Here is an 18,542-nt window from a genome sequence, read left to right as displayed (position 1 = left end):
CGGACTTCTTTACTTCAATCTAGGACCAATAAATTTTTTACTTACCAATAAAATAATCTGGCAGAAAAAAATCCGGGGGGATAATAGCCGGGCGTTAAATGAGTGGGGCCAAACAAGCCATAACGAAACAACTCCATATCCAACATCCGCAGCTCCCAGCGAAGGCGGCTGCGCTGCAAGTACAATGCCTGGGCCTGGGCTTCACTATCAGTGTTCCGATAGGCGTAATGCAGGGAGAGCAACTCGCGCTCTAAATTATCCCGGCGCCACAAAAGGCGCTGGTAATGCTGCTCTATGCGGTATTCGGCGAGACCGCGCTCGTAATTCTGTAAAAACAAATCAGCAGTAGGGCCAGTGCAAACTCCTTGGTAATTACGTCCCCTACGCCCCTGGTGATAGCCATTTTCCGCAGTGCAGTAAGTCTCTATACCCTCTTCATGGCCCTGCAGCCATGCATCGCTATCCACATGCATGTCGTAGCTGTCACACTCTTGGGCAATATCGTACACCAGCGACTGTGAGCGACCGCGAGCGCCGTCTTGCAGGCCCCGCTCATACCAGAGCCCCGCGCGGCACTCCTCTTCGGAAATTACTGCGCAGCCGCTTAACCCCAGCACCAGCAAAACGAGAAAAAGACGTATTTTTCCTGCAAACATAAAATGGGACTCCCGGCGCTGTACTTCCCGCCTGTTATTGGAATCCAGGTATCACTTAACCAAAGCGCTTGTCGGCGACAAAAGGATTGGTTTGGCGCTCCTGGCCAAAAGTGGACATGGGGCCATGCCCCGGTACAAATTGAACATCATCACCCAGCGGCCATAGGCGCTCTTTGATAGAGCGAATTAGGGTATCGTGATCTCCCTGGGGGAAGTCCGTACGTCCGATCGAACCGGCAAACAAAACATCTCCCACCAGAGCCAACTGGCTGGGGCGGTGGAAGAAAATCACATGGCCGGGGGTATGGCCCGGGCAGTGGTGCACCTCCAGTTCCTGATCCCCTACAGTAACCGTATCTCCCTGCTCCAACCAGCGGTCTGGAGTAAATACTTCGACAGCGGGGAAACCAAACATCTGCGCCTGCATGGGCAACTGCTGAATCCAGAAATCATCGCCTTTATGCGGCCCTTCTATCGGCAGCTGGAGCTGCTTGGACAACGCCGCAGTGCCGCCTACATGGTCCAGGTGGCCGTGGGTCAGCAAGATTTTCTCCAGCTTGAGACCGCGCTCCTCCACCGCCGCCAGAATCTTATCGAGATCGCCACCGGGGTCGACAACAGCCGCGCACTTACTGTCTTCACACCACAGCAGCGAGCAGTTTTGCTGGAAAGGAGTAACCGGAACCAGGTGATATTGCAGCGACATAAGAAAGCGGCCCTTCATCTTTTACAGGAGACTGTTGAGGTAATTGGGGATTATACCGCGAGAGCCTGCTGAGAGGGTTGTGGGTGCCGATGAGCGGGCTTATTCACCGTCTTGAGCAGGGAGCGCACATCCTCTATCAGCTGCTCAACAACTATCGGGTTCCGCCAGTAATCCTCAGGGGGCGAGGGAAAAGCCACTGAACTCAAAGCGCCGTGATCACTCAGCGAACAAGTCTCATAATCACGGCACACCGCCTGGTTATAGGAGGGGCTCAGGGGTTTGAGGGGCCAGCCAAACAGGTCATTGGGGTGATAAAAATTCTTCCAGCGAAAATTGTATCCCCGGGTATTGGAGGTGACCGCCTGAATTTGCTCCCGGGGTCGATCGGAACACCACAGGGGCATTGTCGGCCCCAGGGTGTACCAATGGCTCAGGGTCTTGAGGCGCAAAAACCTCTCACGCGCCGACCCTTTGTGTACCCCTGCCGGACCACCATCACGCCAAACACCGCAACTGACATTGGGGCGTTGGGCATCCCAGAGGTAATTAGATAGGTTGATACAACCCACCGAATGGCTGATCAATATCACCGGGGCCCGCTCATCAACTTGATCAGCGGCCTTGGCCAGCGCCGCATAGATCTCGCGCTGGGTCTTTTCGTAGTTGCTATCCCGGCGATCCACATTGCCGGACTGCGCCGCCGTCTGCGACATTCCCAGGAGTAAATATTTTCGTGCACGCAGGAAGTCCAGCTCGCGCTTCTGCATACTCTCAAAGGTGCGTTCGATATTGCTCTGGAAGTGCTCCAGGCCGGGTAATTCAGCGCAGTAGAGACGCGACCACTCCTCCCCAAGCTCGGTTTCCAATGCCGAAAACAGTGGCTTTGCAAACGTGTTATCCACAGCCCCCATACCCGCAGCAGCAAGGATTACGATATCCGCCATGGCTTCCTCTTCTTATTATTCTATCGGCGCCTTCGCAGCGCTCGGCTTTTTTAAATGAATGAACATTGATGAAAACCCGCACAAGGGGCATTCTCACTGCCAAAGAAAAATCGAAAAAATACTGAAAATGGCGCGAGGGGAAGCTGCACAGTCATGCATCCCTTTACGAGCCGGTGTGGATACATCACAGTAAATATGAACTAACGTACCCACTAGTGAGCCGCAGAAACTGCATTGCGACGGGTTGAGATGACCGATTTAACCCGAATAGTAATATACTGCCCAAAGCTAAACCGGCGCCACTCCAATTTGCCACCCAAGAGGCGGAATCACCAGAAAGCTGGCCTATTACAGTGCTGTAACAATACCCGGGTCCTGGTGCATAATAGTGGCTGTACAAAAATCAAACATTTATAACAATCCCTCCCGCAGCGATGCTTTTAACTTCCAAATACAGCCTGCCGGATTGCCCCGAGCACGCCCTATCGCGCCCGCGCCTGCTGTCGGTTCTGAACCAATGCCACAGCGATCAACTGCTGTTGGTGACGGCTCCTGCGGGATACGGCAAGACCACGCTGGTTACCTCCTGGGCCTCACAGCAGGACAACCCGGTCGCCTGGTATACGCTGGATGCCAGTGATAATGAACCGAGCCAGTTCTGCCGCTACCTGGTGGAAAGCGTGCACAGGGCGACCGGCAATGGTGTCCCCCAGACTCACCAGTTATTGTCCGCGCCCCAGCGCCCGGACCCCTCAACCCTGGTAAGCCACCTGCTGTCGGAACTGCGAGGCCTGCCCAGCGAACTGCGCATCGTACTGGACGACTACCACCAGATCGACAACCAGCAGGTGCACGACACTACCCGCTTTTTGTTGCGCCACGCCCCCGCCGGTGTCGGTATTGTTCTCACCAGTCGCAGCCAACCGCCTTTGGGCCTGGCCACCCTGCGGGTTCAAGGGCGATTACTGGAATTGGGCAGTAATGAGCTGGCCCTCAACATTGAGGAAATCGCCACCCTGCTCAAGCAGCGCCTGCCGTTTAATCTCGACGGCGACCGCGCAGCCCAACTGCATCATCTCAGTGAGGGCTGGCCCCCCGCCGTACAGCTATTCACTTTATCGGTGCGCGACAGCAACGAAGTGGATCGCTATCTGGCAGAGCTGGAGCAGGGCCACAGTCATATTCTCGATTACCTGGCTGAGGAAGTGCTGGAACGGCTGGAGCCCCAACTGCGTCAGCTCCTCTCCTGCACATCCATCCTCACCCGGGTGAATGCCCAACTGGCGGAGCGCCTTACCGGTCGGCAAGATGGTCAGCAGTTGCTGGAAGAGGCCGCGCGCCGCGGGTTATTCCTGCAGGCGCAGGATTCAAGTCGCCAGTGGTTCCGCTTCCACCCGGTCTTCGCCCGCTTCCTGCAGCGGCAAATTAATGACCGCGAACACTTACTGCAACTGCACAGCACTGCCTGTGATACCTGGCAAGAATTAGACCAGCCAGTGGAGGCCCTGCGCCACGCCCTGGCCGGCGGCGACCGCGAGCGGTTAAAACAACTGCTCAACGATCGAGGGGAACAGCTTCTGCGCGCAGGGCAGTCACGCCTGCTGCGGGACTGCCTCGACTGGCTCGGTGACGAAGCCCTGCAACACAGCGCCCGCTTTACTCTCCTGTCCGCCAAAATGGCACGGGAGAATTTTGAATACGACCTGTGCGAGAAAAACCTGGCGGCCTCGGAAAGCTGGCTGCAGCGGGAAGACCCGGCACAGTGGCGCGACTTTGAAGGCGCCTTTGCCACCATGCGCGCCCAGGTGGCCATTGCCCGAGGACAGACACTGCAAGCCAAGGAGTATGCTGAAGAAGCCCTGGCCCTACTCCGCGCAGACCAGCTGGGCGAAAGAATCTCCGCTCTGCTAGTCACCGGTGAGACCAGCTTCTGCCTGGGTGCCCTGCAAGAGGCCAACCGCTATATGCAGGAAGTTGAAGCCCTGGCGATCGCCGAACGGGATATCCCCAGCGCCGCCTGGGCCATTTGCCAACAGACTGAGATCGCCTTTGCCCAGGGCCTGCTGAAGAAAGCGTCCACGCTGCAGGAAAAGGTGCAGACCCTGGTGCAGAAAAATCACCTGTCCACACTGCCCATCTCGGAATTTGTGTGCCGGCTGCGCGGCCAGCTGCAATGGGAGTCCGGCGATCTGGAAGGTGCCGAGCAATCCGCTCGCCGAGGTATGCAAATCAACCGCCGGGTCGGCGAGCACTGGTTGCTGCCGGAGTACACCCTGCTGTTAAAAATCGCCCAGGCTAGGGGGGAGAAAGAGGAGTCCCTGGAGTGGCTGGAGCGTATCGAGCGGCTGCTCACAGACGGGCGCTACCACCGGGACTGGATCGCCAACGCCGATGCCACCCGCATCCGCACCTGGCGCGCCCTGGGCAATCAGCAGGCCATCGCCAGCTGGTTGGAACAGGCTACTCCCGTCGCCGACAGGCCCAGCAATCACTTTGAACAGTGCCACGGGCGCAACCATGTGCGCGCGATGATTGAACTGCACCACTGGTCCGATGCCAATCGCCTGTTGAGCCGCCTGAAGCAAGTCGCCAACGAGTGCGGCCTGGAAACAGATCGCCTGCGCAACCGGGTGCTGGAATCCCACCTGCTGTGGCTGCGGGAGCAATACCCCCAATCTGTGGAGGCTATTAGTGAAGCCCTGCTTCTCTCCCACGAACGGGATTTTCGCGCCAGCTTCCTGCAGATCGGCAAACCTTTAATCGTTATCCTGAAAGCCGCCCTGGAAAATGGCCTGGGAGATGCGGAGTCCAGCAAAGCTCAACTACTGATCAAAGCGGCACAACAGCAGCCAGAGCTGGACGGTGGTATTCGCATCGAACTGGATGACACCATTATCCGCGAGATACTGGCCAGCGATGCCGTGCCGGACTTCCTGCGCCACTCCCCGCTCACCCCGAGGGAATGGCAGGTACTCAATGCGATTCACTCGGGGCTGTCGAACGAGAAAATCGCCCGTCACTTTAAGGTGGCACCGAGCACCATCAAGACCCATATCCGCAGCCTCTATCAAAAGCTGGACGTCAAGGATCGCCAGGAGGCCATCGCCCTGGCCGAGCAAATGCTTCGCTCGGTCCAGGACAAGCCCTAAACCGTCCTGCTCCAGCGGCACAAGGACGTGCCCACTATGCTCCTCATCCCCCGCCCGCCGATACCAAACCACCCCAGGCCAGTCGCCCTTTATCCCCCTCTCCCCCCTCGCCGGGGAGGAGGAAGCCCGCCAATGACTGCTCCATACTCGCCCTATCCTTTAAAGGTGGACTATCTCCACATTTCAAATAATGAAACAAGGCAGTAATCCATGAGCGGCAACAGCTATGAGTGGTGGCGCAATAGCGTTATTTATCAGATTTACCCACGCAGCTTCTGCGACGCCAACGGAGATGGCATCGGTGATATTCCCGGAATTACGCAAAAACTGGATTATGTAAAATCCCTCGGCGTAGACGCCATCTGGATCTCACCCTTTTTTAAATCGCCGATGGTGGATTTTGGCTATGACGTTGCCGACTACCGCGATGTAGACCCTATTTTTGGCAACCTGGAAGATTTCGACCAGATGATCAAAGCGGCCCATGAACGCGGCCTGAAAGTGATTATCGACCAAATCCTCAGCCACACCTCAGACCAGCACCCCTGGTTCCAGGAGAGCCGCGCCAACCGCGACAACCCCAAAGCGGACTGGTATGTATGGGTTGATCCCCAAGAAGATGGCACCCCTCCCAACAATTGGGTCTCCGTATTCGGAGGAGGCTCCTGGCGCTGGTGTACCCGCCGCCGCCAGTACTATTTGGCCAACTTCCTCAAAGAGCAGCCGGACCTGAATGTGCACAACCCTGAAGTCCAGGAGCAGTTGCTCGCCGATATGAAGTTCTGGCTCGATCGGGGTGTAGATGGTTTCCGACTGGATGCGGTCAACTTTATTTTCCACCAGCAGGCCCTGGGTAATAACCCGGCGCGCCCGCTCAAGCTCGACGAGAAAGGCCTGCCACCAGTCAATCACTACGACTACCAGTGGCACCAGAATGATAAATCCCAGCCTGAAAACCTGGTGTTTCTCCAGCGGGTAAGACAGTTAATGGATCAATATCCAGGCACTGTGACCGTGGGCGAAGTTGGCGACGACAATACCCATAAAATCATGGCCGAGTACACCACGGAAAAACGCCTGCACATGGCCTATTCCTTCGACCTGTTGACCGAGGATTGCAGTGCCGACTTCCTGCGCGAAACCCTGGAAAAAAACCGCGACGTAATCGAGAAGGGCTGGCCCTGCTGGTCGATCAGCAATCACGATGTACCCCGCTCAATAACCCGTTGGAACAAAGGCTTTAGCGATGACCAAGCCGATGCCAGGGCCCCATTATTCCTGCTCATGCAATTGGCACTTCGCGGCAGTGTCTGCCTCTACCAAGGGGAAGAACTGGGCCTGCCGGAAGCTGAAATTGCCTATGAAGACCTGGTAGACCCCTACGGCATTAATCTGTGGCCGGAATTCAAAGGCCGCGATGGCTGCCGCACACCGATGCCCTGGACCAATACCAGCGAAGACAACGCGGGCTTTTCCACAGCAAAACCTTGGCTACCCGTCTCTGGGGAACACCAGCAACGGGCGGTAGAGGTTCAGCAGGACGCCCAACGCTCCATGCTCAACCGCTTCCGCGCACTGATCGAATGGCACCGGGAGCTACCCCAATCGTTGGCGACAGCAGAGCAGGAAGTGATCGACACCGGCAATGATTTGTTTACTTTTGTAAGGCGCAGCGACAGCGAAGAAATGCTGGTTGTTCTCAACCTTGGGCAAAGCAGTGGCACCCTGAAATTACCTGCCGAGTTCTCCGGTGCACACAATATTACCCCTGCACTGTTTGCTGGCAATGCAGAAGGAAATAGCTTAGAGCTAGCTGCCGCAGATGCCTGTGTGCTACTGCGTAAAAAAGCCTGATTGATTAGCAATATTTAAAAGATGCCCAGCTCATATTCGAGCCTGGGCATCGAGTAAGAATTACAGTCTCTCTGCAACGTCTCTTCCTTTCGACGTCTGCTTTCCCGCCGGCACAATGCCGGCTTTTTTCTGCTTAACTCCAGCACTTCATCATCTATAGCCTGCAATATAAAAAACCAGATAATTTTTCAAATAACAAATTGAAAAATGCAGAACGTTTATATAAAACCGATAATAGGACTTGTATTTTAGCTATTTCGAAATGGGACAGTCCTTCCTTGAAGTACAAGGTGAGAGAGGCCTCTCGCAACCTCCCCACCCTATCAATGAGACTATTTTCCTTAACAAAATACATGAACTACTTCTCCCAGTGAGTATAAGTTTACCTCTCCTTCCTAATACAACCGTACTTAATTTCAAATATGCTAACAGGAGACTCCCGTGAAGCATTCAGTCTTACTTGGTACTTAACCGCGAATATCTTCCATAACATTGCTAATCAAACTGTCTTATATACAGCATTTCATATCTTGTCCTACTTTCAATATCAGAATTCAAGAGAAGCTTCTCCTATTTCTGGAGAGAGCTAGCTAAGTCATTGACTTTAAATGGGGTGACACTATTGTCGCGAGCAAGAAAAGCAGATAGATATATAGCCGCTGCTATATATCTACCTGTTGAGGATTGCGCCAAAGCCTCTAACCTACTGATATTGTTATATTTTTTGGTTAATCTTGGATGACTGCAGCAGAAATATATAGAAGGGTGATATAAAGACGCTTCTTTTGAATTAACTGTTAGGGTTTAAGTAGAATTTATGCCAAGAAAGCAATTATATATCTTGTTTTCGTCAATTATATGCTTCGCGGTGTCTGTAGAGATATTGAGTCGAAGCATTGGGGTTTGTCAGGGCGTTTTTATAGAGGAGCTCCCAGATCATGAGCAAGTTTTTCCTTAAGTGCTTACCGTTTACTGTAGGCATATTTTTACAGTTGCATTTGTATTCCTGCTCCATGAATTCGTAAGGGGTTTCGACTATGAAGACATGGAGTTTACTATTGAGGTTCTGCCTTATCTCGGAATGTCATTTCTTTGTGCATTAATTGGCATTCCTTCAGTAGTTTTTGGCATAAATCGTTTGTCTGAGGGTCAACCCTAACAAGGCACTGCAGGGGACGTCTTAGTTTGTGTATCTTTTGCGCAGTCGCTGCGCTCCATGTTCGCGCAAAAGTCACACAAACCAAGCCGTCCCTGAGCGCGGCGTTATAGCCTCTAGGAATTCGAGTTTAGTCCAATGATTAGAGTTGAAGAAGATCAGGTCGATGTAACTGATGAAATGGTTTACCTATATGAGAGTAAACCGTTTACTGGCATCAGCTATGAGTTAGATAATGACGTGCTAGTTAGTGAGATTTCCTATAAAGAAGGAGTTCTTCATGGAGCGTCGAAATCCTGGTATCCGTGTGGTTCTCCATTATCTGAAGAGTACTATGAAAATGGCGGGCTTCATGGAATAAAGAAAGAATGGTTTGAGAATGGAAAAATCAAATCTGAAGCCAAGTACGAACATGGGATAGTAGTACAAAAGAACGACTGGAACAGTACTGGAGATCTGATAAAGAAGTATGTGCTTCTTGAAACTGATCCTGGATATGAGCTCCTGCAGCTAAGAAGAAGTAATCGAAATTGAGAGAAAGCTATAACAAGCGCATGTTGTCGGACTGGTTTTCCGCTGCGCTCCAAACCAGCCGCAAATGCGGGCGTTAGCAGTCTTAGTCATGAAACTAGAAATTGATAACTATTGGGAGCTTCTAGCTCTCCATAAAAGCATGATGGCCGTAAAATTTGATAAAAATTCATGCTTGAAAGAAGCTCAGGGTAGTCCTTATACGGGTAGATTGGCTTTCAGAATTTTTGATTTATTGCTTGCAAACTGCAATGAGAAACAACGTAAAGAATGGTTGGAGTGGCAATTAGCAGATGAAAGCCGCATTGAAACTCAATTGCTAAAGAAGCACATTGCAGATTCAAATTGGTGGGTCAGCTCAAATATAGAGCTAAGGGAAAGCTTTGTTCGTGATTTCATGGCCCCCCTAACTCTTGAGCAGCAGCTCTTTCATGAGGTAACGACCAACTGCTAACAAGCAGCGGCAGAGCGACAGCCAACGCTACGCACCTTTTGTGTTACTCGCTGGCGCTCAAACATTAACACAAAAGGCGCTCCGCGCTGGCTGCTCCTGCGCTGGGCGTTATGAGTTCACATGAAACTAGCCATTAGAATCTCCATTCTTATGCTAAGTCTGCATGGTTTTATATTTATGTGGGGCCCAGCAATAAAGATGGCTTCAATAGAGTATCGGTTAGCACCGTACTATGTTGATTGGACTATTGGATACTATGATTATCGGGTAAATGGATGGGCTAGAGGTGATGAGGCAATGAAAAATCCAATGGTCCGCTGGAGAGTAGAGAATAATCTCTATTGGTGTGAAAAATTCACAAAGTGCACTGTCAAAGAATAATGCTCATAACAAGCCGCTCAAACATCGTTCCGGCCGCGAAAAACACGGCCTCCACTGGACTCGCTACACTGCGTTTCGCTCGCCGTTTAGCGGGGCGTTATTGTGGCGGTCGATTTTTAGATGTTCTGTAGCTGCTGCAAGCATCAATCTCTATCTGAGCACTTTTTTCTGAGATTTTTCCTGAAATTTGGTACCGCAGTTTCGCTCCAGTGCCATCGTTTTAAGTCAGCAAGCCCTGCAAGCCAGCTACGCCATCATGGAGTGCCAATCAGATAGTTAACCGGTTGGGAAAGTATGGTATTTTTCCCTTTAAATTTATCGGGCAGTGGCCAGCCAAAGTTGGCTGGTAGAGAGCAAATAGGTGGTTCAGTGCGCGCCAGCCATAACCAGGCTAGTCAAGCTCGCCCAACCCCTTCGGGGCTGGGCTGGACAGCCTACGCGTTGCTTCGGCTGCCCTTGCTAGCGGCGTTATGTGTGATCCATGAAAAAGATCTCTAAGTGGTTTGTAAGGTTTGGTTGGATATTTATTGCATATTCAGGGTTGGCTTTTATGAGCAATTTCTTGCCGGTAGATTTTTGGATAACAATAAGTAATTTCTTTACCGGCGAGGATAGTCACACTTACTATAAAGTTGTAGCTACAGAGGGTGGCCAAAACTATGTATTGGCTACATTAATTTTAGGGGCTGGCTTAGTTGTTTTAGGTAAGGTTATTGCCGCTAAATCAAACACATAACAAGCAGCAGCACGAACGCCCGGCAAAAAAGGCCGGGCTGGACGTCCTACACGCCGTTTCGCTCTGTTTCGGCCGCCCGTGTGCAGGGCGTTATGTGTTTTAAGAAGGGACTGAGCTTTGCCAAAATATCAAATCCCCAGGTCAGCCGGAGAATTTGAGATTCTTGAATCTAAATCTGGTAATCCAATGATATGGAATCGGAAAAAAGGTAAAGGAAAGGTTATGATTCCATGCAGAGATCGTAATCATGCTGAAGAAATATTAGGGAAGTTAAAGGATCTCAAAAATAGAGGTGAACTATGGATTTAAAGCTTGAATTAGACGGTTCGGCGGGTACACATAACCAGTTGCTGTAGTACGTTCCGGCCACAAAAGACGTGGTCTCCACCGGACAGCCTGCACTGTGTTTCGGCTGCCGCTAAGCAAGGCGTTATGGCCCTTATAGGATTATCGTGGATCTATCAAAATCTCTCGAAGAACTACACAAAGAAAAATGGGGCAGACCTGACTTTGGCTCAAGTCTAGCCGCTGAATGTCGCCGTTTATGGTCAGTTCCTTTAGCGGAACTTTCGGTCGAAAACCTACGCATACTAATTGGTCAAAAAATTGGTTTAAGGTTTCTGGTTCCCGTTGCTCTTTATATTCTTGCTTTAAACCCATTGGCCGAAGGTGACATGTACAAAGGAGATTTACTGGCAAATATTGCTGCAGTTCCTGATAACTTTTGGCAGCAGTATCCAGAGTTCAACAACCAACTCGTAGAAATCAAAAGCGAATTAGAAATAATAATGGGTACAATCACAGAAGAGCTTATTCCACCTTTGAGCTCTCGGGCTTGCCAATAAATGAGCCATAACAAGGCGCGCAATGCTCTGCCAACCAGTTGGCCTGGACTGTCACTGCTACGCAGCGCCAGCCCATTCGCTTGGCGTTATGCAGGATAGAGAAATGGATCCATTCTCAGCAATTGGAAAGCCATTAAGTTCGGTTCAGAACATACTTGGAGTTGCTTCTGTTGAACCGGTCTATGATTCGCTTGAAGAAGGTGAGCAGCAAGAATACTCGGTAGTATCACAAACTGGAAAGTGGGAAGCATCTCTTGATCAAAATAATATTATCAAAACGATATTTCTCTATCTAAATAAAGGTTGTGATGGAGTTTTGGGTTTGGATTACTCCATGAGTAAATCAAATGTATTGGAGTTGCTGGGGGAACCTATTTCCACAGGAGAACCTCATGTTGACTCAATGCTAGGCGAGTATGGTGCGTGGGAGAAATATATGCATGATAATGTTTACGTGCATGTAGAGCATGAGAGTAAAGATCGAAATATTAAACAAATTACCATCATGGTAGAGAAAGTTGCATAACAAAGCCAAGCAAGATCGGCAGCGCAGAAGGCGTGCTGCCTGGACCTCGCTACCGCTCGGCCTTTGTTGGCGGCGTTATGCGAACGGAGAGTATCTTGAATCTTAAAGATCTTGGAGTAAAAGAATCCGACGATGATTTCTATCATGGCATCGTATCTATTCCATGGTATGGAAAAAATAGAGATGTTTATGTTCGTTTTGATAATGATGACAAAGAGGCTGACCCAACCCCAAAACAACTTCATGCCTTCAAAGAATTGCTAGAACAAGCGTCAAAGATATTTTCTAAATTAGAAGATCAACTCTTCTCATACTACAAAGAGCAAAGAGAAGAAAATGAAGGAGAGGATTATTTTGAAGAGTGCTTTCCAGAGGTAAATTCACCTAAAGAGTTAGAGCAATATCTAAGGTTCCGCTCCATTGGCGTTTGTTACTATGAAGAAGATTGGAGCAGTTATATTGGCCTTATCATAGATTGCGATTGGGATATTGAATTAGGTGTCGGTGTAAAACTTATCAAAAATAGAGTTCGTGAAATTGATGTACAAGATATCGTACTCTAATAAAAATCGCATAACCAGCAAAGGCACAGAAAACCCCAACCGTTGGTTGGGTTTCCTGTGCTTTGGGCGTTAAGCATACCTATGGACATCATCGAGAAATTGAAAAAATTTTCATCACGTGAAGATATCAAAAAAGAAGGTCTTCAATTGACTGATGGGCTAGTGGAAGGGTGGTATGAATGTTCACCAGTTAATTGTGTAGTATTTGCTACAACGGGTGGTGACGGTGTGCATTTTAGTGTCTTTAAAGAGCTAGCGCTAGAAGAATCCCCGATTGTCATGACTGTTCCAATAAACTTCGGAGAAGAAAATTTGGTTGTTGCTCGCAGTATGCAAGATTTTCTGAGATTAGGTAGCCGCTACGGATTCTTCGAGCTAGAGCAGCTGTCTTATAATTTTGAATCAACTGCACAAGGTATTGAGGAGGCGAGCAGTAGGGAAGCAGAATCAAAGGCTTTGCTTGCATTAAGTAAAGAATTTGAATTAGCGCCTATTGAGGGTGTTGTTAACTACATCCGCGAAGTCAATGAAGAGTTTTATTCAAGGCTGGAGCTAAAAAATGCTTAATAAGGCCATGTTGTACGCCCAGCGAAGCTGGGCCGGACAGCCAAAAGCTACGCTTCGCTCCACTTTTGTCTGCCGCAAATGATAACGTTAAGTACCTATAGAGATATGAGTAAATCCATAGTAATACTTAGTGCCGTGATGGTATTTCTAGTTTTGGCATTCAGTGTCGTCAACATTCAGCAAGGCGGCAGAAATCTTGATCAGCTTCTAATGGAAGTATCTGCTTCTGCTGAAATGGATGCTCAAAGAGAGATGGAATTAGGACAGTTTGATTTTCTGGCTGAGGCTTATGGCTTTGATGATGGCGGTAGAAGGGTTCCGGGCATAGGTTTTGAAAAATACAATAAATGTCTAAAGCAAGTGGCCTCGCTAAGAATTTACCTTCGTTCGGGTGATGTCACATGGGAGAAAACAGAGTTAGAAGATCTTAAAGAGCTTACCGAAGCACCAAAGTCCACTCACACTTATGCCGCCTCGTTCAATCTGAGGAAGTTCAAGTGGCTTACGGAAAGTGGGGTGGTTCAATGTATTTAACAATCACAGGCAGCGAAGCTCCGGCCTTTCGGGCCTGCGCGGGACGTCTTACTTTATACACATTTTGTGGGGTCGCTTCGCTCCCTGTTTCGCGCAGAACGTGTATAAAGTAAGCCGCCCCTGCTGTGGGCGTTAAGCAATAGAAAATGACAAGGATAAAATCAGAATCCGAGAAGGCAGCAGGAAAGTTAATCTCTGCCATTCAAAAAGAGTGGGGCGCTGAGATTGGTGAGCCTGGATCTGGCGCAAGCGAAGATGTTATGGACCTAGCGCACAACCTCTTGCAAGCAAGAACATCTAAAGGAATGGAAAAAATTCTAAATGGGTTATCTCTTCAAGAGTATCTTGGATTCGAATGGGTTGAAAAACATCCAGATGTAGTTCCTACTATAGAGAAACTAAGACAGGCAATGGCACAAGAACAACCATACAAGGCCAGCAAGAGGGACTTCCGCACTGCGTGCTCCAGCCCCTGCTGACGGCGTTAAGCCCCTGAGAGAGTATTTCAAAACATGGAGTTATCGATAGAAAGTATAGATCTAGCCCTACCTAAAATAGATGTTGGTTTAGACAAATATTTAGATATTCAAAGTTTATACAGAACTACGATGGTGACCGAAGATAGAAACTTTCAGCGAAAGTTTAATCATTTCTATAAGGTGCGGAGAGGCTTTGCCTGGCAGGAACCGTTCTATGAATTACTTGAGGATGCAAAAGAATATGATTATTCGTTTTCTGAAATACTGGAAAAATTAAGTAATTCTACAGGTAGGCTAGAAGCGTCTTTTTCATCAAAGCTACTAGCGACCTCTAATCCTGATAAAGCAGTACTAGATTCAATTGTTCTAAAAAATTTGGGGCTAAAGCTACCCTACTCACCTGCTAAGAATCGAAGAAAACGAATAGTTGGGGTTTTTAACGCATTGGATGAGATGTTAAATAAGATACTAGACACTCAAGAAGGAAAGTATTTGGTAGGTGCATTTGATGATATGTATCCTACAGCGGATATTACCGATATCAAAAAGTTAGACTTAGTCTTATGGCAGACAAGGTGATGATGTTCGTTCCGGCCCCTTGGGCCTCCACCGGACGGCCCACGCTACGCGCGGTCCGCTGCATATCACGGCGTTATGTGTATAGGAGGATGAATGCGTAAAACTAAAAATCATATAGCCATATTGCTGCCAATATTCATTTGGCTTTATCCGTTTCGCAGTTTGGCTTACACCTCTGAAGATTTGCTTACCTATGGGTTTGCTTTACTAGCCATAGCGCCTTATTTCATCTTTTATATTCTATGGATTAGGTCACATAGCATTGAACCATACTTTCAGGCTGCTATTTTTTTAATCATGGCTATTGCAACACTTATATTTTATGCACCGCATGAAGGTTTTCTTTTATTCTTCCTCATTGCAATTCAGTTAGGCGTTTTCTGCTTATCACTGCCTATTTACATCTGGCTTAAAACTAAGCAAAGCGCTTATGCTGTACACACATAACCAGTTGCAGCACAACGCAGCTTAAGCCCGTGTGCAAGGCGCTATGTGTTTTAAGAAGGGACTGAGCTTTGTCAAAATATCAAATCCCAAGGTCAGCCGGAGAATTTGAGATTCTTGAATCTAAATCTGGTAATCCAATGATATGGAATCGGAAAAAAGGTAAAGGAAAGGTTATGATTCCATGCAGAGATCGTAGTCATGCTGAAGAAATATTAGAGAAGTTAAAGGACCTCAAAAATGGAGGTGTACTATGGATTTAAAGCTTGAATTAGACGGTTCGGCGGGTACACATAACCAGTTGCTGTAGTACGTTTCGGCCACAAAAGACGTGGCCTCCATCGGGCAGCCTGCACTGTGTTTCGGCTGCCGCTAAGCAAGGCGTTATGTGTAGGCCGTTATGAGATCGATAGTTCTACTTCTATTTATAATTTCTAGTAACGTCATGGCATCTGGCGCATGTGTTTGTAAAGGCGATGCGACCGTAATTAGTACTTCTGAAGTAGCAGTCGAGGCTTCTATCTCTAAGGGAGTTGCTTGCGAGGGTAATGGTTGTTGTATAACTGAGAACTCTAATTATTCTGTCTTCTTTGAAAAAGAAAATAGCGTAGAACCATTTCATCGCCATATGTCAAAATCGGGGGCATACCTGAAAAACATGCCAAAATCATATGAATTTGGTTTTGTCTATTCGTGCCGTACAAGCGAAGAAGGTAGTTTTTCACAGTGGCTTATAGAACCACAGAAATAAAAATACATAACAAGCACAAGCAGTTTGCTACAGACCTTCGGGCCTCCGCGGGACGCCCAACGCCATGCACGTTTTGCGCAGGTCGCTGCGCTCGCAGTTTCGCACAAAGCGTGCATAGCATTGGTCGCCCCTATTGCGGGCGTTATGCATCAGTAATAAGTAAATTTCTACTCTGGTTTATTTTAGTTTTATGCTCGGCGACAGCTGCTGCTCAAGAGCCGGCCGAAGAAATAGAGCCTATCTATCCTATGTCGCCAGTTTGTAGAGATCTTTCAGGGGTTGTGAAAGTAGCCTTTGAAATTGATGAGCATGGAGTACCTCATAAAATAAATGTGATAGAGGCAGAAACGGAAATATTCAATCGTGCTGCCATAAAAACATTAATGAAATATAGGTTCAAAGAGGGTACTTTCGTGGTAGGTAGCACTTACAATAAGATCCTTGAGTTCAAGCCAAAACAAACGTGCCACCGCAATGCATAACAAACGCAAGCAAGATGCTACGGCCCTTAGGGCCTCCACGGGACGCCCAATGAGAACAATCGTACTTTTTATGGTTTTATTTTCGCCATTAGCAGTGGGTACTGACTTGGAGCACCCCAAATGGTATCCGCATAAGAACTATTATGCATCGGATAAAGTCATCAAGGCCTTCGATATCGCTCAGGAGTATTTTGTAGAAAATGTAACTAGCGTCAGCCAACCTATCGATTATGAGTTTCATGCTTATGAAACAGATGGTGGCTATGTAGTTTCAATCATCATGCTTTATCGTGAAAAAAGTGGTGGGCATAGTGTGGCGATGGATGGCGAGCACTGTATTTATCTAAATAAACAATACACAATAAAAAGGTCAAGGCAATGCATAGCAGCGGGTCCAAATCCACTCGCTCAGTAATGCCTAACAAGGCGGTCAATGGCGCCTGCGGCTGGACCTCCTTACGCTACGCTCCAGTCGGCCCATTACCTTGACGTTAGGCACATAATGAGTATACGTTTAAAAAGTGGCCGTTATTGGGATCCTAGTGTTGATCCATTTTCTTATCAGGGTGCTACTGACAATAATAGAGAGCAGATAGTAGGAAGTGATATTTTAGGTTGTATTGGCTGTGGTGAAATATATCCACCATCTGAAATTACCAGATGGTGGGATGATGGAGCTACTGCCTGTTGTCCGCGCTGCGGAATGACAGGCGTTGTAGTTGGTTCGGAATCTGGTCTGGCTATCGATATTGAGATGCTAGAAATAGCTGGGGCACACCTTGTTCACTAGCTTGTACCAAATGCCTAACAAGCGCATGTTACTGGACTGGTTTTACATGTCTATGAAGTTATTGCTATTTATTATTTTTCTAACTTTTACGCAGATAGCGCTTGGTTCTGTAAGGTGTCCAGATCCCATTCATGGAAGTAAAGAAACTCTACATTCATGGAAGTTATATGGAGGCCTTGGCCATAAGTTCTATGCCGTAAGCCAATACAAGGGCTTTAAAATAAAGGAAGTGATTATTTTCCTTGATGCAGGCAATAAAAATCCTGGTGCTTCGATCCCGATGAAATTCACTGTTCAAGGAGGCAAGGCTGAAGGGGAGTTTGATATCTCTGGAAACTGGGAAAGTGTTGAAATTGTTGCTTATTATGGGGAAGGAATCTGTGATCCCAAAATTGCAGTCAGTGTCAGTATGTAACAAGCCTCAACAATCGCTCCCGTTGGTTGCTGGGACTACGCTTATTTGTCTGCCCCTGTACGGGGCGTTATGCACAGTCAGGCGATTAGAATGAACCCTGAAATGAGTTTCGATGAGGCCGCAAGTAAAACCATAAATAGCGGCTTACTATCCGAGGAAGAGATTAAGACCCTGCAATCATCTCTAGCAGAAATGAGAAATCTCGCAGATAAAAAGCCTTTCACAAAGGCCGATGAGCGGAAGCTATCAGAGCTTAGGTATACCTTTGACGATCTAGCAGTTAAGGGGATGCCAGAATTTGAATACCTAAGACCTCAACCTAAATCGGTATTCACTAAGGTTTACCCGGTCATTTTTGGCGTTTTAGTTGTCATTATTTACATCTATTTTACAGGACAAAGTGCATAATAAACGCATTAAAGCCGACCCATTACACGCTTGCTGAGGCGGCACAAGGCCGAAAAAGACTAGCAAGCGTCTAATGGGCGCCTTATGTGGGCGTTCAAAGGAGATGAACATGCAATCTGTAACTAGAGGAATATTTTTCATATTGGCATTTATTCTCTTTATCTTTGGAGTAATAGACGTTGCAGAGCAAATCAAAGCAGGAGAAGAAGTCAGGTGGCGAGTACCTATAATTTTCTTAGGATTTGGTGCCGGTATACCACTCGTTCTATTCTCGTTTCCTGAAATGTTTAGTACCGAAAATGATGCTTATGCAGGCAAAGAGTCCAGTGAGTGTTCATCAGACGATTGTGGCGGCGATGGCGGTAGTGACTAAACAATGCGCTAAATACTTAACAAGTGTTGGTACACCGACAAAATTGGCGCTGCGCCTCAATTTTGCTTATGCTACGGGCGTTATCTTTCTAGGAGGTTCTGTGGCTTAGAAATGCCAAAACTGTAGTACAGAGATCGAAGAATCCAGCTTTGAAGTTTGCTGGAACTGCGGCTGTGAGAGAGGGCAAGCAAAGCCACCTAAATCGAAGACCCAGGCCCT

22 protein-coding genes are annotated in these 18,542 nt (G+C 48.2%); 19 read left to right on the top strand and 3 right to left on the bottom strand.

Annotated elements, in window-relative coordinates; genetic code table 11:
- Positions 1–41: 41 nt before the first annotated feature.
- Genes ACJJI6_RS19490 through ACJJI6_RS19480 form a run of 3 tightly spaced genes read right to left on the bottom strand, consistent with a single transcriptional unit; the run spans position 42 to position 2,306 of the window.
- A complete protein-coding gene (locus ACJJI6_RS19490) occupies positions 42–656 on the bottom strand; it encodes a DUF2799 domain-containing protein (RefSeq protein WP_108734663.1) in 615 nt (204 codons plus the stop codon).
- 55 nt (positions 657–711) lie between these two features.
- Complete coding sequence (locus tag ACJJI6_RS19485) at positions 712–1,362, bottom strand: MBL fold metallo-hydrolase (RefSeq protein ID WP_475711803.1); 651 nt, start codon at positions 1,360–1,362, stop codon at positions 712–714.
- Between the two features lie 50 nt (positions 1,363–1,412).
- Positions 1,413–2,306 carry a hypothetical protein gene (locus ACJJI6_RS19480; RefSeq protein ID WP_444926024.1) on the bottom strand — a complete coding sequence of 298 codons (894 nt, stop codon included), beginning with the start codon at positions 2,304–2,306 and terminating at the stop codon, positions 1,413–1,415.
- Positions 2,307–2,740: 434 nt separating this feature from the next.
- Here ACJJI6_RS19480 and malT point away from each other — a divergent pair, with 434 nt between their 5' ends.
- The 19 genes from malT to ACJJI6_RS19385 all read left to right on the top strand — a co-directional run bounded on the left by malT (position 2,741) and on the right by ACJJI6_RS19385 (position 18,323).
- Positions 2,741–5,455, top strand: a complete 2,715-nt coding sequence (gene malT / locus ACJJI6_RS19475; RefSeq protein ID WP_444915422.1) for an HTH-type transcriptional regulator MalT — start codon at positions 2,741–2,743, stop codon at positions 5,453–5,455.
- Between the two features lie 210 nt (positions 5,456–5,665).
- Positions 5,666–7,309 carry an alpha-amylase family glycosyl hydrolase gene (locus ACJJI6_RS19470; RefSeq protein ID WP_475711801.1) on the top strand — a complete coding sequence of 548 codons (1,644 nt, stop codon included), beginning with the start codon at positions 5,666–5,668 and terminating at the stop codon, positions 7,307–7,309.
- Positions 7,310–8,603: 1,294 nt separating this feature from the next.
- Positions 8,604–8,999 carry a toxin-antitoxin system YwqK family antitoxin gene (locus tag ACJJI6_RS19465; RefSeq protein ID WP_475711799.1) on the top strand — a complete coding sequence of 132 codons (396 nt, stop codon included), beginning with the start codon at positions 8,604–8,606 and terminating at the stop codon, positions 8,997–8,999.
- A gap of 88 nt (positions 9,000–9,087) precedes the next feature.
- The gene (locus ACJJI6_RS19460; RefSeq protein WP_475711798.1) at positions 9,088–9,450 is read left to right on the top strand and encodes a hypothetical protein; all 363 of its coding nucleotides are present in this window, start codon (positions 9,088–9,090) and stop codon (positions 9,448–9,450) included.
- 862 nt (positions 9,451–10,312) lie between these two features.
- Complete coding sequence (locus ACJJI6_RS19455; RefSeq protein WP_444907568.1) at positions 10,313–10,567, top strand: hypothetical protein; 255 nt, start codon at positions 10,313–10,315, stop codon at positions 10,565–10,567.
- Between the two features lie 452 nt (positions 10,568–11,019).
- On the top strand, positions 11,020–11,412 hold the full coding sequence (locus ACJJI6_RS19450) for a contact-dependent growth inhibition system immunity protein (protein ID WP_475711796.1): 393 nt from the start codon (positions 11,020–11,022) through the stop codon (positions 11,410–11,412).
- A 103-nt stretch (positions 11,413–11,515) separates the two neighbouring features.
- Complete coding sequence (locus ACJJI6_RS19445; RefSeq protein WP_475711795.1) at positions 11,516–11,938, top strand: DUF6392 family protein; 423 nt, start codon at positions 11,516–11,518, stop codon at positions 11,936–11,938.
- Positions 11,939–12,033: 95 nt separating this feature from the next.
- Entirely contained in the window at positions 12,034–12,501 is a 468-nt protein-coding gene (locus ACJJI6_RS19440) for a DUF6985 domain-containing protein (RefSeq protein WP_475711793.1), read from the top strand.
- An 81-nt stretch (positions 12,502–12,582) separates the two neighbouring features.
- Positions 12,583–13,068 (top strand): hypothetical protein, encoded by a 486-nt coding sequence (locus ACJJI6_RS19435; protein ID WP_475711792.1) that lies wholly within the window; start codon positions 12,583–12,585, stop codon positions 13,066–13,068.
- A 105-nt stretch (positions 13,069–13,173) separates the two neighbouring features.
- Entirely contained in the window at positions 13,174–13,602 is a 429-nt protein-coding gene (locus ACJJI6_RS19430) for a hypothetical protein (RefSeq protein WP_475711791.1), read from the top strand.
- Between the two features lie 146 nt (positions 13,603–13,748).
- Positions 13,749–14,081, top strand: a complete 333-nt coding sequence (locus tag ACJJI6_RS19425) for a hypothetical protein (protein ID WP_475711789.1) — start codon at positions 13,749–13,751, stop codon at positions 14,079–14,081.
- Between the two features lie 33 nt (positions 14,082–14,114).
- Positions 14,115–14,660: a hypothetical protein gene (locus ACJJI6_RS19420; protein ID WP_475711788.1), complete on the top strand. Its 546-nt coding sequence runs from the start codon at positions 14,115–14,117 to the stop codon at positions 14,658–14,660.
- 93 nt (positions 14,661–14,753) lie between these two features.
- A complete protein-coding gene (locus ACJJI6_RS19415; RefSeq protein WP_475711786.1) occupies positions 14,754–15,107 on the top strand; it encodes a hypothetical protein in 354 nt (117 codons plus the stop codon).
- A gap of 858 nt (positions 15,108–15,965) precedes the next feature.
- Positions 15,966–16,337: a TonB family protein gene (locus ACJJI6_RS19410; RefSeq protein WP_444895962.1), complete on the top strand. Its 372-nt coding sequence runs from the start codon at positions 15,966–15,968 to the stop codon at positions 16,335–16,337.
- A 49-nt stretch (positions 16,338–16,386) separates the two neighbouring features.
- Entirely contained in the window at positions 16,387–16,752 is a 366-nt protein-coding gene (locus tag ACJJI6_RS19405) for a hypothetical protein (protein WP_444895961.1), read from the top strand.
- An 87-nt stretch (positions 16,753–16,839) separates the two neighbouring features.
- Positions 16,840–17,127 (top strand): hypothetical protein, encoded by a 288-nt coding sequence (locus ACJJI6_RS19400; RefSeq protein WP_444895960.1) that lies wholly within the window; start codon positions 16,840–16,842, stop codon positions 17,125–17,127.
- A gap of 46 nt (positions 17,128–17,173) precedes the next feature.
- Positions 17,174–17,542: a hypothetical protein gene (locus tag ACJJI6_RS19395; protein ID WP_475711784.1), complete on the top strand. Its 369-nt coding sequence runs from the start codon at positions 17,174–17,176 to the stop codon at positions 17,540–17,542.
- Positions 17,543–17,632: 90 nt separating this feature from the next.
- Positions 17,633–17,950, top strand: a complete 318-nt coding sequence (locus ACJJI6_RS19390; protein WP_475711782.1) for a hypothetical protein — start codon at positions 17,633–17,635, stop codon at positions 17,948–17,950.
- Positions 17,951–18,059: 109 nt separating this feature from the next.
- Complete coding sequence (locus ACJJI6_RS19385) at positions 18,060–18,323, top strand: hypothetical protein (RefSeq protein ID WP_475711780.1); 264 nt, start codon at positions 18,060–18,062, stop codon at positions 18,321–18,323.
- Positions 18,324–18,542 lie beyond the last annotated feature (219 nt).

It is taken from the genome of Microbulbifer maximicatervae (SeqCode), assembly GCF_056232625.1.
This window is presented reverse-complemented; position numbering and strand designations above follow the sequence as displayed.